General features: G+C 65.2%; 17 protein-coding genes. 1 reads left to right on the top strand and 16 read right to left on the bottom strand.

Going from position 1 to position 15,763, the window contains the following annotated elements:
- Positions 1–141: 141 nt before the first annotated feature.
- From ACP5E6_RS06925 to ACP5E6_RS06850, 16 genes are all read right to left on the bottom strand, one after another.
- Positions 142–1,110, bottom strand: coding sequence for a LysR family transcriptional regulator (locus ACP5E6_RS06925; protein WP_427953177.1), 969 nt, complete (start codon positions 1,108–1,110; stop codon positions 142–144).
- 37 nt (positions 1,111–1,147) lie between these two features.
- A complete protein-coding gene (locus tag ACP5E6_RS06920; protein ID WP_427953175.1) occupies positions 1,148–1,975 on the bottom strand; it encodes a S1 family peptidase in 828 nt (275 codons plus the stop codon).
- Complete coding sequence (locus ACP5E6_RS06915; protein WP_427953173.1) at positions 1,975–2,628, bottom strand: BMC domain-containing protein; 654 nt, start codon at positions 2,626–2,628, stop codon at positions 1,975–1,977. Before ACP5E6_RS06915 ends, ACP5E6_RS06920 begins: the two co-directional genes overlap by 1 nt.
- Positions 2,628–4,985 carry a nitric oxide reductase activation protein NorD gene (locus tag ACP5E6_RS06910; protein ID WP_427953171.1) on the bottom strand — a complete coding sequence of 786 codons (2,358 nt, stop codon included), beginning with the start codon at positions 4,983–4,985 and terminating at the stop codon, positions 2,628–2,630. The genes ACP5E6_RS06915 and ACP5E6_RS06910 overlap by 1 nt, the downstream gene beginning before the upstream one ends.
- Before the next feature lie 38 nt (positions 4,986–5,023).
- Complete coding sequence (locus tag ACP5E6_RS06905) at positions 5,024–5,977, bottom strand: CbbQ/NirQ/NorQ/GpvN family protein (protein WP_427953169.1); 954 nt, start codon at positions 5,975–5,977, stop codon at positions 5,024–5,026.
- A 60-nt stretch (positions 5,978–6,037) separates the two neighbouring features.
- Complete coding sequence (locus ACP5E6_RS06900; RefSeq protein WP_427953168.1) at positions 6,038–6,295, bottom strand: hypothetical protein; 258 nt, start codon at positions 6,293–6,295, stop codon at positions 6,038–6,040.
- On the bottom strand, positions 6,292–6,927 hold the full coding sequence (gene parA / locus ACP5E6_RS06895; protein ID WP_427953166.1) for a ParA family partition ATPase: 636 nt from the start codon (positions 6,925–6,927) through the stop codon (positions 6,292–6,294). The genes ACP5E6_RS06900 and parA overlap by 4 nt, the downstream gene beginning before the upstream one ends.
- Positions 6,927–7,199, bottom strand: a complete 273-nt coding sequence (locus ACP5E6_RS06890) for a hypothetical protein (protein ID WP_427953165.1) — start codon at positions 7,197–7,199, stop codon at positions 6,927–6,929. Before ACP5E6_RS06890 ends, parA begins: the two co-directional genes overlap by 1 nt.
- A gap of 95 nt (positions 7,200–7,294) precedes the next feature.
- Positions 7,295–7,633, bottom strand: a complete 339-nt coding sequence (locus tag ACP5E6_RS06885) for a BMC domain-containing protein (RefSeq protein WP_427953163.1) — start codon at positions 7,631–7,633, stop codon at positions 7,295–7,297.
- Positions 7,634–7,673: 40 nt separating this feature from the next.
- Positions 7,674–7,970 (bottom strand): BMC domain-containing protein, encoded by a 297-nt coding sequence (locus tag ACP5E6_RS06880; protein ID WP_427953161.1) that lies wholly within the window; start codon positions 7,968–7,970, stop codon positions 7,674–7,676.
- Positions 7,971–8,078: 108 nt separating this feature from the next.
- Positions 8,079–8,324, bottom strand: coding sequence for a carboxysome peptide B (locus ACP5E6_RS06875; RefSeq protein ID WP_427953159.1), 246 nt, complete (start codon positions 8,322–8,324; stop codon positions 8,079–8,081).
- Between the two features lies 1 nt (position 8,325).
- Complete coding sequence (locus ACP5E6_RS06870) at positions 8,326–8,580, bottom strand: carboxysome peptide A (RefSeq protein WP_427953157.1); 255 nt, start codon at positions 8,578–8,580, stop codon at positions 8,326–8,328.
- On the bottom strand, positions 8,577–10,106 hold the full coding sequence (locus ACP5E6_RS06865) for a carboxysome shell carbonic anhydrase (RefSeq protein WP_427953155.1): 1,530 nt from the start codon (positions 10,104–10,106) through the stop codon (positions 8,577–8,579). Before ACP5E6_RS06865 ends, ACP5E6_RS06870 begins: the two co-directional genes overlap by 4 nt.
- Positions 10,107–10,116: 10 nt before the next feature.
- Positions 10,117–12,525, bottom strand: coding sequence for a CsoS2 family carboxysome shell protein (locus ACP5E6_RS06860; RefSeq protein ID WP_427953153.1), 2,409 nt, complete (start codon positions 12,523–12,525; stop codon positions 10,117–10,119).
- Positions 12,526–12,627: 102 nt separating this feature from the next.
- Complete coding sequence (locus ACP5E6_RS06855) at positions 12,628–12,954, bottom strand: ribulose bisphosphate carboxylase small subunit (RefSeq protein WP_427953151.1); 327 nt, start codon at positions 12,952–12,954, stop codon at positions 12,628–12,630.
- A 71-nt stretch (positions 12,955–13,025) separates the two neighbouring features.
- Positions 13,026–14,447, bottom strand: a complete 1,422-nt coding sequence (locus tag ACP5E6_RS06850) for a form I ribulose bisphosphate carboxylase large subunit (protein WP_427953149.1) — start codon at positions 14,445–14,447, stop codon at positions 13,026–13,028.
- A 244-nt stretch (positions 14,448–14,691) separates the two neighbouring features.
- Between ACP5E6_RS06850 and ACP5E6_RS06845 the strand changes: the two genes are divergently transcribed.
- Positions 14,692–15,741, top strand: a complete 1,050-nt coding sequence (locus ACP5E6_RS06845; RefSeq protein WP_427953147.1) for a LysR family transcriptional regulator — start codon at positions 14,692–14,694, stop codon at positions 15,739–15,741.
- Positions 15,742–15,763: the final 22 nt, after the last annotated feature.

Below are 15,763 nucleotides of genomic sequence, written 5' to 3'. Positions count from 1 at the left end.
ATTTATTCCAATTGGAAATGAAAATCCGATAGATTTACGTTTATAAATACTTATAGCGCGTTATGCTTTCAGCCTAACGCTCTATCTCTATGTTTTTTCGAGCGATTTCATGCGATTATGTTTCCCGCGCCCGCTGTGTCATCAAATATATCGCGACAGGCCCGGCCACAGATCCACCAGGCGGCGGGCGATGAAATCCTCCTGGGTCGTCGAGAATTCCAGAAATTTCTGCGCCGTCAGCGACAGGCGCCTGCCGCGCGGATAGACCAGATACCACTTACGCAGAATCGGAAATCCCTCCACATCGAGGATCTGGATCGGTCCGCTCGTCCCTTCCAGCGCAAGACAGTGAATGGAAAGGATCGAGAGGCCGAGACCACTGGCGATCGCGTGCTTGATCGCCTCGTTACTGCCCAACTCCATCACGATATTGGGCTTAAGCCCATGTTCGGCAAATAACCGCAAATAAGCATGACGGGTGCCGGAACCGAATTCGCGAATCAGAAACGGCGCCGCGGCGATCGCCGCGAGGGGCAGGGGGGAGGCTCGCCGGGTGAGCGGGTGACCGCGATTGACCATGACAGCCAGCGGATTGTCGGCGAACGGAATCGCTTCCACATCCTCGTCGGGCACCTGACCCATCACATACAGATCGTCTTCGTTGTTGCGCAGCCGCGTGATGATATCGTCGCGGTTATTGACCTTCATGCTGAATTCGATGCCCGGGTAGCGCGCGCCGAACGCGGCGAGGAGTTCGGGCGCGATGTATTTGGCGGTGGTGACGACGCCAAGACGCAGCCGGCCGCGACGCAGCCCCTTGCGATCGGCGATCCTCGTATCGAGATTCTCGAAAATCAGAAACAACTCCTGACAGGCCGCGAGAAGATCCTGCCCGGCGTCGGTCGCGCGAATATCCCGGCCATTTTGCTCGAACAGCGGCAGCCCGACGGCGTCGCTCAGTTTCTTCATCTGGATCGAGATCGTCGGCTGCGCGAGGAACAACTCCTCGGCCGCCCTGGTGAAACTGCCATTGCGAACGACCGCGGCGAATATCTGCAACTGACGGAAGGTGACATGCCGCAGGAGCGGCTTGAGCTGCGCCGGTTTCATCGCAACACAGCGCCATCGCCCGGATTCCGGCGGGCGGTCAGGCGGTCCATCGCGCGCAATAGGCATCGAGGATCTCAAGCACCGCCTTCGCCTTGATGACGAGGCCGAGATCGACCATTTCCGCGCCGGTCACCGTCGCCACCGTCGCGGCGGCGGGAACCGGGGCAGGGACGATCTGGTTGGTCTCCTCGCGGAAGAACACCGCGGCCACCACGCCGGCGAACCGGTAGCGCGGTGTCGCGGGCCGCAGCCCCCGGAATTTCTCGGGCTCGGCGACAAAAACCGGACTGCCGCTCGACCCCGGAAACACCGCCGCATCGATCAGAAACTCATCCCGCCCCTCGAAATTGAGCGCCAGCGGCGTCGCCGTGGTGCCCCGGCGCAAAATCGGCATCAGGTTCACATGATCCCAGATCCCGCTGGGATAACCGACGAACAGCACCTCTTCCAGCGCGTCGAACTGATCCATATCCGGCTCGGTCAGGCTAAGGCGCGAGTCGATGCCATGGCAATAAAGCGCCACCCCCTGCGCGCGCGCCGCCGCCTCGAGCGGCGCGAGCGGCACGATGGCGAGATCGACCGCCGGATCGGGATGGACGAACCAGGCGGCGGCGAAATCCTCGATATCGAGTTGAAAGCGCTGGCCGATCAGCGGTTTGCCGTCGCGCTTCTGGGTGAACACCAGACCGCCGCGACGGACATTCTCGACCAGATGGCGATTGGTGACGATGAACGGACGCACCACGTTCCGATGCAGGTGATCGACGATAAACGCCGTGCCCGACCCGCTGCTGCCGTCGTCCAGCTCGATGTCTACCCGCACCGTGTTGAACAGCAGCCGCTTGATCGGGGAATCGATCTCCATCATCGGCCGGCGCGGCCGGCGGCGGCGTTGATGCTGGCGATCGCGTGCTCGGCGGCGCGCATCGCCGCATGGGCCTCGGCCTCGTTGCCCATCATGGTCAGCCGCCCGAACGTGCCGAACGGGCGCACATCGATCAGGGTGATATTCGCCGCCTTTTCGGCCTCGTTGGCGGCATACACGATATAACCGGCCGGTTCGGTCTCCATGATGAACATGGATTTGCCGGGCAGGAGCATGGAACCCTTGCGCAACTGCCGGTTGATCAGCGTCGCGTGGTCCGGCGTGATCGCGCAGATCACCTCCTTCCAGGCGATCCGGCAGGGCATCCGTGCGTCTTCGGTGGTTTTCAGCTCGCGCAGCACCACGCGCCCGGCTTCGAGCACCTCGCTCTGGTTGCGGTAATGGATTTCCATCGAGCCGAACGCGCGTTCGACCACCTGCTCGCCCATATGCACGTTGGTCGCCTTGAGTGCGATATCCGACAGCCGGTGCACCGCCATGCCGGGGGCAACCTCGATCCACAGGCAGGCATCGCCGGGGACGGGCAGGAACCCTTGCGAGGAGGTCGCGAGATAGGAGGCGAGCTGGGGTTGCAGCGCGTCGATAAACACGAAGGCGCGCAGCGTGATGTCCGCATTGCTGGTCCCGGACATTATTGCGTCAGCCCCATGTAAAGCGAGGGCAGCCGTTCGGGCAGCCGCTCGATATGATCGACCACCGTGTAGTATTTCGCGCCGAAAATCCGCGCGACGTATTGATCGGCGTGCGGATCGAGCGAGATCGCGTAGGTCGTGATGCCCTGACGGCGCAACGCCTCGACCGCGTGCCTGGCGTCGTGGCGCAGATATTGCGGGTCGCGCATGTCATTATCCGCCGGTTCGCCATCGGTGATCATGAAAATGATTTTCTTGGCATGGCGCTGTTGGCCGATCAGGTGGCCGGCGTGGCGCAACGCGGCACCCATGCGGGTGGAATAGGCGCCCGTCATGCCGGCGAGGCGGGATTTGACCAGATCGTCATAGGGTTGGTTGAAATCCTTGAACCGGTAGTAATGCACGTCGTGCCGGCCATCCGAGCAGAAGCCGTGCAGGGCGAAGGCATCGCCGATCCGGTCGAGCGCGCTGGCCAGCATCACGGTCGCGGCGCGGGTGAGATCGAGCACGGTGTAATCCTGGCCGCGCACCTTGTCGTTGCTCGATTCCGACATGTCGAGCAGCACGGTTACCGCAAGGTCGCGGACATGGCGCTTGGATTTGCTCATCACCCGCGGGTCGGGTTGCTGACCGGTGCGGATGTCGATCATCGCGCGGATCGCGGCATTGATGTCGAGCTCGTCACCGTCCTCGATATGCCGAATGCGCTGCATCCCCTGCGGCGCCATCGCCTCGATCAGAAAGCGCAGCCGCGCCATCACCGGCTTGTTGTCCTCGACGATCTTGTCGATGATCGCGAGATCGCCGGTCGGCGGATGGCGCTCCAGCACGGCGGCCCAGGTCGGGCGTTCGAGCTGGATCTGGTAATCCCATTCCGGATAATAGACCGGCTCGGCGACCGGTGGCTTGCCTTCCAGCTGGTTGATGCTCACCCCTTCCTGATCGAGGATGTATTCGGTCGGCAGCGTCCAGATTTCCTGCGCGTCATCGCCGGCGAATTCGACGTCGAGATTGTTGATCATCTCCATCAGCGAGGTTTTCTTGCGGATTTGCACGGTCTCCCAGGTCGCGGCCAGCGCCTCGTCGGTGTCGTAGGCCTCGCCCTGCCAGACGAAGCGGTTATCGTCGCGATAGATCACGCCCTGACCGTCGCGGCGCGGATCGTATTCGGGCACCGGCACCGCGAGCAGCCCGTGGACCAGCGAGACCCCGATGTTCCAGCTCACCTGGCTGTCGTCGAGTGTTTCGGCGGCGCGGAACTCCGCCACACCCTGCTGGACCCAGGGGTGGGGATCGTGCCAGTCGGGGTCGAGCAAAGCGTAGGCGAGGCGGGCGAACAGCGTGCCCATCCGCGCCGGCTTGGTGGTGACATCCGGGCGCGGATGCAGTGCGAGCCAGGCGTCGCGCATATTGGGAAACTGCCGGATCGCCAGTTCCTCGACCCGCGCATCCTCGATGATCTCGATCACCGCGACATGCACCGGCACCAGCTCCTGGCGCGATAGCGGCGTGGTGGTGAAGGCGAGATGCGCCGCGCAATGATTGGCGACCGCGCGATAGACTTCCAGCGCCGGCACCGTCCTGACCACCTCGCCGGAGGCATCGCGGATCGGCTGATCATCATAGGCATCGGCGATATGGATGACGAAGCGATCGATATAGGCGCGCAACCCCTCGCGGTTCTCGTAATCGCCGGCGGTCGGGCGCAGAAAAAAATCGCGCCCCCACATCGCGCGCAGATAGATATTCAGCCGCCGCTGAATATCGACGAACAGGGTGCCCTTGCGTTCCTGTTGCAGCACGGCCAGGGAATCCGGGCTTTTCAGGCCGAAATAGAGCGCCTGACCGTCGAAATCGGCCTTGTAGGCCTGCGCCCCCCAGTTCACCCAGCGGCGCAACCCGCCCAGGGTGAGCTGGCCGAACAGCCGATCGAGGTTTTCCAGCATCGGCCGCAACCCGCGCGGCGCCTGCGCGAGAACAACGCCGAGCACCGCGAGATAGCCGCGAAACAACTCGGCATCGGCGAGCCGGTCGGCGGCGAGCGGGGCGGTGCCGCAGATCAGGGCGAGCACCTGGCCGGAGGTTTTCGAGGCCATGCTCAGCAGAAAGCTGGTGATGTCGTCCAGCACCGCCTCGCCGAGGCTGCGGGCGACGGCGGGTATGGATTGCAGATACGTGACGACCAGATCCTCGCCGCGTCCCAGCTGATGCAGGGCGGTGGCGCTCCGCATGTAGCGTTCCAGCCCGCGCGGCGAGAACACCCGCGCGGCCTCGGTCCAGATCGCGCGCAGCACCTCGGTGGCCGGTTCCGGAAGATCGGCGAGGAGAGGCTGATAATCATCGAGCAAAATGGTCATGAACGGGCGATCGTGCCTCGGCTGGCGGTGTGTTGCGGTCAGAAATAGGTGGTGACGGCGGAATCGAGCGCGTTGCGCATATCCGGATCGTCGGTGATCGGGCGGACCAAAGCCACCCGGCAGGCGGCGAGCGGGTTCACCCCGCGCTCGATCAGCGAACCGGCATAGATCAACATGCGGGTGGAAATCCCCTCGTCCAGCCCGTGACCCTTCAGGTTGCGGGCGCGCTCGGCGATCTGCACCAGTTTTTTGGCGACATCGCGCCCGATGCCGGATTCATGCGCGACGATCTCGGCCTCGACCTCATGCGCCGGATAGGCGAAATCAAGCCCGCCGAAGCGCTGCTTGGTCGATTGCTTGAGATCCTTCATCAGCGATTGATAGCCGGGGTTGTAAGAGATCACGACCTGGAAATCCGGGTGCGCGTGGATCACCTCGCCCTTCTTGTCGAGCGGGAGGATCCGGCGCGCATCGGTCAGCGGATGGATCACGACGGTGGTATCCTGCCGCGCCTCGACGATTTCATCGAGATAGCAAATGCCGCCGTGCCGTGCGGCGAGCGCCAGCGGCCCGTCCTGCCAGCGCGTGCCGTTGGCATCGAGCAGGAAACGCCCGACCAGGTCGGAGGCGGTCATATCCTCGTTGCAGGCGACCGTGATCAGCGGCTTGCCGAGTTTCCAGGCCATGTATTCGACGAAGCGGGTCTTGCCGCAGCCGGTCGGGCCTTTGAGCATCATCGGCATCCGGGCCAGATACGCCGCCTCATAGAGTTCAACCTCGTCGGCAACCGCGCGGTAATAGGGCGCTTCGTTGATCCGGTAGGCGGCAAGCGGATCGTTTGCCGCATCGCTCGCCCCCGGAGGTGTGGCCCCCGTTGATGTCGTCATCGGAGCTGGCGCGGCGCCCTGCTGCGCAGCCGGCCCCGGACCGGGATACCGCGCCGAAGCAGGCTGGCGCGGTGAATAGCTGCGGTAGAAATGTTCGGGACTCATGGCAACCTTCATGATGTTCAAATAAACCACATCGCGGGCGCTCCCGCCGTGTTCCGGGTCTCAATCCGGCCAGACGCGGGAGGGAAACAAGGCGCTGGCATGATCCCCCGCCGCCGGCGGTGCCTTTTCCGCCGCCGCTGGTGCCGGCGCGGGCGCGGGCTTGGCACGCTTGCGCGCGGCCTTGGTCCGGCTCGCGCCGTCCGACCCCATCTCCGGCGAACCCATCTTCGGCGCGACCATCTTCGGCGCGGGGGTCGCGCCGATCTGCGCCTTCGCGGCCCGCACATTCGTGGCCAGTTTCGACTTCACGGTGGTCATGATGGCAATACCTCCTCGATGATCGCCTGGATTTCCGCCGCGGCGTCCTGCCCCCGGCGCCCCAATTGGTAAACCGAAACACCCTCGAGCGCGCAGGTCTTGTAGGCGGCGCGCCGACGCAGCGCGGCGGTGAGAACCGGCAGGCCGAACTCCGCCAGACCATCGCGCAACGCCGCCGACAGCGCGCTGTTCGGCTCGATCTGATTGAGCACGACGAAGGCGCGCAGCGCGGGATTGGTCCGGCGCGCCGCGTCGATCTCCCGCGGCAGCCGCAGCCCGGCCCATAAATCGACCGGCGAGGGCAGGGTAGGGATCAGCGCGATGTCGCTCGCGCGCAGCGCCTGCCGGGCGGCGTGGCGATCGAGCGCCGGCGGACAGTCGAGCACCACGAATGCCCAGTCCCGGTAGGTCCGGTGCAGGTCGCTCGGCGTCCATCGCCCCGCGATCTGCGTGACCGGCGCGGGAAACATCTCCCGCCCCAGCCGCGCCCATTGCAGCGCCGAGCCTTGCGGATCGAGATCGACCACGAGTGTCGGCCCGCGCCGCGCCAGCCCGGCGGCGACATTCATCGCAAGCGTGGTCTTGCCCGCGCCGCCCTTCTGGTTGATCATCGCAATGATCCGCGTGTCCATCACGGCAACACGCGGCTCGCCGCCAGCGCGTTGATCCGCAGCGCGAATGCCAGCTCCGCCGCGCCCGGTGCCTGGCGCTCCGGGCCCTCGATGGTGATATTGGCGTGGGTGGCGGCGAAATTGATGTTCTGCGGGTGCAGGCCGAGTTCCTCGCTCAGCGCCGCCACCGCATCGAGAAAATCCCGCGTCTCGGCATATTTCGCGAAGGTGAAGCGGCGGAACCAGCTCGGCGGGCGTCCGCGCGCCTCCCAACCCTCCGGCGGCGTGGTCATGGCTGATCCTCCCCGATCGGCGTCGTGCTGTCCGCACCCCGCCGATACGGAAGGCTCAGGGTTGGTGGATCGATGCGCCTCATCGCGTGCCGCCATCAGCTCCGGATGGAGGAAATTTCCGCATCCCGCCCACCCCCGCCGACATCGGGCCGCGGCGGCAGGATGCCCTCGACCTCGTTATGCACACGCGCGATGATATGCGCCGCCACCAGACCATCGCCGACGCGCTCGCACGCATCCGCCCCGGCGCGCACCGCCGCGTTGACCGCGCCGGTCTCGCCGCGCACCAGCACGGTGACATAGCCCCCGCCCACGAACTGGCGGCCGATCAGCCGCACCTCCGCCGCCTTGGTCATCGCGTCGGCGGCCTCGATCGCGGGCACCAGGCCACGCGTCTCGATCATGCCAAGGGCAATTCCGTTGTATTCAGCCATGTGTTTTATCCTCGGGATTTCACGATGACGATGCGACGGCTCACGCCGTCGGCACCTTGGGCAGGATGCCCTCGACCTCGTTATGCACACGCGCGATGATATGCGCCGCCACCAGACCATCGCCGACGCGCTCGCACGCATCCGCCCCGGCGCGCACCGCCGCGTTGACCGCGCCGGTCTCGCCGCGCACCAGCACGGTGACATAGCCCCCGCCCACGAACTGGCGGCCGATCAGCCGCACCTCCGCCGCCTTGGTCATCGCGTCGGCGGCCTCGATCGCGGGCACCAGGCCACGCGTCTCGATCATGCCAAGGGCAATTCCGTTGTATTCAGCCATGGTTCCACTCCTTTGAAGATGTTGTTGAAAAATCGCCGGACCGTGCGGCGGCGCGCGGCGCGTCGCCGATCGCCGCCCCCCGCCGCACGGTCCGGTTGCCCTTGGGTTTCATGGCGATCCCTCATCGATGATGCCGCAGATCGTCAGATCCGTCGTCACCGCGATATCAGGCATCGCATAGCGCGCCGCGCTGCCGCTGGTGGTGAACACCCATTTGCCATGCGGCACGCCCACCGGGTCGGTCGCGACCGCGATGATCCCCTGCATGGTCTCCACCACCCGCAGCGATGCAACGCTCAACCCCGGCACCCGCCGGGTACACACGAGATCATCGATGACACGCATGATCTCCATGTCAGTCCTCCGCTTTCCAGTGATCGATGATCCCGACGATCGTCAGGTCGGACGGATAATCCTTCGCCCCGGCCGCCTCCCGCGCGGCCGATGAGCCGACACACACGACCCAGTCGCCGGGGATGCAGCCCACCGCATCAACCGCAACGCTGCGCGTGCCGCCGATTTTTTCCTGCACCACCAGAAGCGGCCGATGACCGAACGCCTCCAGCCGGTTGGTCGACACCAGGGTTTTCTCGACCCGCATGATCCTCATGCCCGATCCCCCGCGCCGGCGCCCTGGCCTGGTGCGTCCTCGATGAAGCAGCACCGCTCGGCGCCGTTCCGGTCGCTCACCGCCATCTGGCAATGCAGCCGGCCCTGCGCGGCCAGCGCCGCGTACCGCTCCTCGATCGCGGCCTTGACCCGGCGGCAGCGCTGCACCGCGCGGTCCCGCCCGCCCGGCACGTGCTGGTCATGACAAAAATGCACCAGCACCGGAATCGCAAGCCCCTGCGACAGGTTCAGACCCTTGAAGATCTCGATCCCGACATCGAGATCCGCGGTGCCTTCCTCGACCGTATCGAGATGGGCGAAATAATACATGTTGCGGATCTGGACATCCGTCGGCGCCTCGCCGGCGCAGATGAAATGCTCGTCATGGCCGAGTTCCGCGTAGCGCCCCGCATGATGGCGGATGACATATTCGATCTGCGATAAATTGGCTTCGAGCAGCCGTTCGACCAGCGCCTGCATCCCGGACGCCATCCCGTCCGCCGCCCGTGCGGCAACCTCCCGGCGCAGCGCGGCGCGCGCGGCATCGCGGTCGATGCCATTGGTCGCCCGATACACCGCGCCGGCGTCGATGAACCGTCCCGCCTCGATCCGTCCCGCGGCATCGGGCGTATGGAGACGGATGGCGTCCAGATCGGTATCAAGGCCGATCAGCAGAGTCGCCGGCGCGGCACCACGTCCAAAGGTGGAATCGATGGCCATGCGCAACGCCGCCAGCCGTTCGAGTGCGGCATGGCATGCGGCGGCGTCCTTGCTGGCATGAGCGGCGCATCCCTGATGCGCGGGCGCGGCGCTGCTGAAATGATAGACCGCGATCTTTAAATACGTGCCCTCTTCGGACCCTTCGCTCAGACCGCCGCTGAGCCGCAGGATTTCGCGCTGCGCCCAGTCGTGCATGTCGCTTTCGATATCGAACAGCGCGCCGGCGTTGGCCTTCACGACAATCTCCGGCCCCGGCGCCATCCGGAACACGAAGGGCAGCAGCCCCTGCAACCGGCCATCGGCGCAGGGCGTGACGTCCACGGTATGAAAGCCGCAGGCGCGCAGGAAATCCCCATCGATCGCCTCTTGCGCCAGCCACGGCGCCTTGTCATCGGCGGCCTGCTCGACGCAGGATTTAAAGCTGCGCAGCACGCAATGGGCGTGCAACCGCCGCATGTCGAGACCCGCGACCCAGGCCTGCGCCAGCACCGTTTCTGGCAATTCGAACCCCAGATTCGCCCGCGCCATAGCCTGCGCCCGCGCGACGAAATCAGGCGTATGCTGAATTGCCGAGATCGCCTTCAGAGTCCCGACGATCGCCTCGAACCGCGCCGCGATCCGGCACTCGTAATCATAGAGCGCCGCGTTGAGCGCCTGATCGACCAGCGCATGCTCGCACCGCTGCAAGCTGCCCGGCACGCAGGCCGGGTTGGGCATCACCCTCGGCACGCCGAGAGCCTGCGCCATCCGCGCGGCGGGCCGGTTGATCAAGCCATGCTGCGCGGCGCGGCGTTGGCGGGTGTTCATCGCGCCGATCTCACGCCCGCGCCCCACCGGACACGGTCACCACCGCGCCCCGCCCGGTATTCCCGGACGAACCGGTCACCAGAATAGCCCCGGCTGCCGGCATGTCGGCCGCGCGCCCCCCGCGCGCATCGACCCCCTCGCCACGTGGCTGACCCCGCCGCGATGGGTTACGCATCACGCTCGACCGCCCCTCGGTGCCGGAAACCCGGCTCTGCGCCTGCCACGCATCGCCGGTGACCCGCTCATGGACATGCGCTTCACCGCTCAGCCGCTGCGCCGTCCCCATCCTGACCCGCTCGCCCGGCGCCGCATCGCCGCGCGGCATGGCGGTGAAATCGTGATGACGGAACTCCGGCGTTCCAGTGATCAGCCCGCCCGCCTTGTTGCCGGGTCCGGTGATCCGCTCGGCGCCGCCATAGGCCGTGCCGGTAACGACACTATCGCCCGCGCGCCCTCCGGCGGCGGCATCCCATGCGGCGCGCGCGGGCGAGCGGATACTGAAATCGACGGGCGCCGGCCCCGGTTCCGGCATGGCCGCGCCCTGCCGGCCCGGCGATCGGCCCGCCATTTCAGGAAGCGCCGCACAGAAACCCGCCCGATTATCCGCGCCCACATAGGGAACCCCGGTGACCGCAATGCACGCCCCGCGTTCATCGCCCGTGGTGCCCGCCCCCCCCGCGCCGGGACGATCGCCGGTCACCATCGCCGCGGCAATCACCGCCCGGTCACGCGCCTGGCCCTTCGGCGCAGCGGCCGGCGCGCCGGTGACGGTCGTGCACAGCACCCCGAAATCCTTGGCGTTGAAATACTGGCTCCCCGTCACCGCCCGGCACGCACCGGCTTCATCGCCGGTGACCTGCCGCGCCCGCCCGACCGCGCTGCCGGTCACCGTCTGCCCGTCCGGGGTGGACATCACACCCGTCCGGCGCACCGGCGGCGGCACCTCGCTGCGGCAGACCTCCTTGAAATGTTCAGCGGAGAGATATTGGCTGCCGGTCACGGCACGGCACGACCCAGGCTCATCCCCGGTCACCTTCGGGGCGCGCCCCGACGCGGTACCCCCGACCGCGGTATCCCCGATCGCGCTAACCTTGGGCGCGCCACCCCCGATCGCGCTACCCGTCAGCGGCAGCGCCGCATAAGTGTGGCTCAGCGCGCTTTTTGCCGGCGCGGTATCAGGGGATTGAACGGCATAGACAGTGCCGGTAATCGCCCGGTCCGCGCCGCTTTCGCCCCCGGTGACCGGTGCCGACCGCCCCCCTGGCGTGCCGGCACCCACCCGCGTCCCAGTCATCACCCCGCCCTTGCCCAATGTCTCCGGGGACCGTGGCGGGCAGAATTTCTCATACATATCGGCCGGCAGGTAATCCGTGCCGGTCACCGCGTGGCAGGCGCCGGCCTCATTGCCGGTCATCTGGCGCGCATAGCCGATCTCGGTGCCGGTCACGCTCTGGTCGCGCGCCGTCCGGCTCACGCGCACCTTCGCCGCTCCCGCCGCGACCGTAACGGCGCACAGATCGCCATATTGCTCGGACCCGATGTATTCAGTCCCGGTGACCGCGCGACACGAACCAGGTTCATTGCCGGTCACCTTGCGGCTGCGCTCCACCATCGTTCCGGTGATCGCCGCGCCGGACAGAGTATGACCCTGCTCAACCTTGGGCGGCGCCTGCATCAGCGCCGGTCGTGGCCGCACCGGCCCGCTCGGACGGGAAGGCGCGGCCTTGTTGGCCCCGCCGCCGCCCGCCAGCGCGCGCGCCTTGCGATGCTGCATCGCCACCTGCCGGCCACTGGCCCCCTTCGCGATGGCCATCTGCCAATCCTGCCCAGGCAGCGCCACCGCGATCCGCGCGGCCTGCTCGACGCGCCGAAGCCCGGATTTGCCATCCTGCGCCAAGGCAGCGCGACGCGCCCGCGCCAGCGCCCGGCCAACCGGTTGAACCACCCGCCGCGCGGCCGCATCGCCCGTCGCCACTTCGGCGACGGCCGCGCTCTCGATCACGGCGCCAGCCGCACTCTCGATCGCGGCACCGTCCGCGCTCTCCAACACGCCCGCGCACCCACACCCGCAGGCCGCCGGAACCGCAGCCTCCCGCGCACCATTCATCATCCCAGGACCCGGCTGCCGCGCGGCGCGACCCGGCAATGCGGCTTTCCCCACCCGGCTCAACGCAAGCCGCCGCTCCAGCGCCGCGCGCCTCGGCGCCGCCGGCGTGGCCGCGCCCTGCCATCCCGCCGCCGCGCCATCCTGCGGCACCGCCTCACGCCGTGGCTCTGGGCCCGGCGCCGGCGCAATCAGCGCCACCGGGCGCACCAGACTCAGTCCCGATTTCCCATGCTGCGCCATCGCCTGGCGGCGCATCAGGGCGATCTCACGCCCCGAAAGGGTGGCGGTGGCCGGTTGATGTGCGGTTGTCATGGGAACTCACCTCGACTTATCATTCTGGCACCGTAATATCATCGCCGATGCTCCGGATCGATCCATCTATTTCCATTGCGCCCGTTGCCTTTGACCCGGGCTTCAGCGATGCACCACGAACGCCAGCCCCTGGCTCTGGGCGTAATTGTCATAGGCGACATACCGCACCAGATGATCGGGAAAGGCGCGATGGCACGCCTCGATCTCGGCCATCACCGCATCGACCGATTGCTCGCCGAACAACGGCAATTTCCACATATACCAGTAACTGACATGCGCCGGCGTGCCGCGCTCGGTATGCTCCACCGCCGGATTCCACCCCTGCGCGATGGTATAGGCCACCTGCCGGCGCACCTGCTCAGGCGTCATCGGCGGCAGGTAGGAGAAGGTCTCGTATTTCAGCGAGGATTTATAGGCCTGGACAGTCATGATCACATTCCTTGTTTGACGGATACCAGAAGGCCAGCGGTCCCGATCGAACGGCGCCCGCCAGCGGCGGCTCAGCGGTTGACGATGTCGAGCTTATCCACCGTGTCGAATTCGAACTTGATCTCTTTCCAGGTTTCCATGGCGATCTTGAGTTCGGGCGAATGGGCGGCGGCGGCCATCAGAATATCCTTGCCTTCCCGCTCCAGATCGCGCCCCTCGTTGCGCGCCTGCACACAGGCCTCCGCGGCCACGCGATTGGCATGCGCGCCGCCCGCGTTGCCCCATGGATGCCCCAGCGTGCCGCCGCCGAATTGCAGCACCGAATCATCGCCGAAAATCGTCACCAGCGAGGGCATGTGCCAGACATGAATCCCCCCCGAGGCGACCGCGAAAGCCCCCGGCATCGATCCCCAATCCTGGTCGAAAAAAATCCCGCGCGAGCGATCCTCCGCAACGAACGATTCCCGCAGCAAATCGATCCAGCCGAGCGTCGAGGCCCGATCCCCCTCGAGCTTGCCGACCACGGTGCCGGTGTGCAGATGATCGCCCCCCGAAAGCCGCAACACCTTGGTCAGCACCCGGAAATGGATGCCATGATGCGGGTTGCGGTCCACCACGGCATGCATGGCGCGATGGATATGCAGCAACATCCCATTGTTGCGGCACCAATTCGCCAACCCGGTGTTGGCGGTGAAGCCGCCGGTGATGTAATCATGCATGATGATCGGCGCGCCGATTTCCTTGGCATATTCAGCGCGTTTATACATCTCCTCCGGCGTCGGCGCCGTTACGTTCAAATAATGACCCTTGCGCTCGCCGGTTTCATCCTGCGATTTCTGGATCGCTTCCATCACGAAGTCGAACCGCTCGCGCCACCGCATGAACGGCTGGCTGTTGACGTTTTCATCGTCCTTGGTGAAATCCAGCCCGCCGCGCAGCGCCTCGTAAACCGCCCGGCCATAGTTCTTGGCCGACAATCCGAGCTTGGGCTTGATCGTGCAGCCGAGCAGGGGACGGCCATATTTATTCAGCTTGTCGCGCTCGACCTGAATGCCGCACGGCGGACCCCCGCAGGTCTTCACATACGCGATCGGAAACCGCACATCCTCGAGCCGCAGGGCGCGCACCGCCTTGAAGCCGAACACATTGCCCACCAGCGAGGTGAACACATTGACCACCGACCCCTCTTCGAACAGATCGATCGGATAAGCGATGAACGCATAAAAACATGCATCATCGCCCGGCACGTCCTCGATCCGGTAAGCGCGACCCTTGTAATAATCCAGATCGGTCAGAAGGTCGGTCCACACCGTCGTCCACGTGCCGGTCGAGGATTCCGCCGCCACCGCCGCCGCCGCCTCCTCACGATCAACCCCCGCTTGCGGGGTGATCTTGAAACAAGCCAGTATATCCGTGTCGAGTGGCGTGTATTCAGGCGTCCAATAAGTGTGCCGGTATTCCTTAACCCCTGCACTGTATTTTTTTCCGCTCATCAAAAACTCCCTTGTCAACAAACATTCTCGTCAAGCAAGATCATCCGCGCGCCAGCTTTGACAGGCCGGGGCCGACATCCTAGGCAAAGAGTCTCCAGCAACGTCTGAGGGTGAACATCGGATGGGTCGTTTCCTCGTAGCCGGGTGCAGGGTGGGTTCTTGGTTTTGAAAACCCCTGAAAAACCCATAGCTGGGAAAAATTATCATGGAAAATATGGAATTATTATGCGAGTCATAAGCTTTAATGAATACTAGCACCCAGCCACGCCCCAGAACCCGCCGCCGCCGCAACTTCACCTTGCGTCAGCTCAAACTCTTCGAGGCGGTGGTCCGCACCGGCAGCTTCACCCGCACCGCCGAAGAACTGCTCCTGACGCAACCCGCCGTCTCGAACCAGATCAAACAACTGGAAGACCAGATCGGCGCCCCCTTGTTCGAACATATCGGACGCAAGATCTTCCCCACCGAAATCGGCCGCGAACTCGCGCATTTCAGCCGCGACATGTTCAGCCGCATCGATGAATTCGAAAACCTGCTCGATGACATCAAAGGTCTCCACCACGGCACCCTCAACGTCGCCGTGGTCAGCACGGCCGAGTATTTCGCCCCCTACCTGCTCGCCCGCTTCTGCGCGCAACATCCCGGCATCACCGTCAATCTCGACGTGACGAACCGCAACTCCCTGCTCAAACAACTGGCCGAAAACACGCCGGACATGGCCATCATGGGCGTCCCCCCCGACGATGCCGATCTGGTCGCCCAATCCTTCATGCCCAATCCGCTGGTCGTCGTCGCCGCACCCCGCCATCCCCTGGCCACAATCCGCAACATCCCGATCGAACGCGTGCTGAAAGAACGCTTCATCATCCGCGAACGCGGATCAGGCACCCGTGACGCCTTTGAGCGATTTCTCCTGCAACAGGGCGAGCGTCTGCATCAATCAATGGAAATGAGCAGCAACGAGGCAATCAAACACGCCGTCATGGCCGGCCTCGGCCTCGGCGTCGTGTCCCTCCATACCCTCGAAATGGAGCTGAAACTGGGGCGGATCGCCGTCGTCGACCTCGCCGGCTTCCCCCTCGAACGACATTGGCACCTGGTCCACCGCAACGGCAAACGCTTCAGCCTCGCCGCCCAGGCCCTCAAAACCTTCATCCTCACCGAAGCCAGCACCGCCCCCCCAACCCTCCCGAAACCCAAACGCTCCCCCAAATCCGCCCCGCCGCCAGAACACCAGGGCAAGGCAAGTCAAAGCGTTCTTTTTTGCAAAAAAGAACCAAAAAACTCTTTTTAATCTGGTCCGTACCGGTGAAACG

Origin of the sequence: Acidiphilium sp., from assembly GCF_049977125.1 — a bacterium.
GTDB lineage: Bacteria > Pseudomonadota > Alphaproteobacteria > Acetobacterales > Acetobacteraceae > Acidiphilium.
This window is presented reverse-complemented; position numbering and strand designations above follow the sequence as displayed.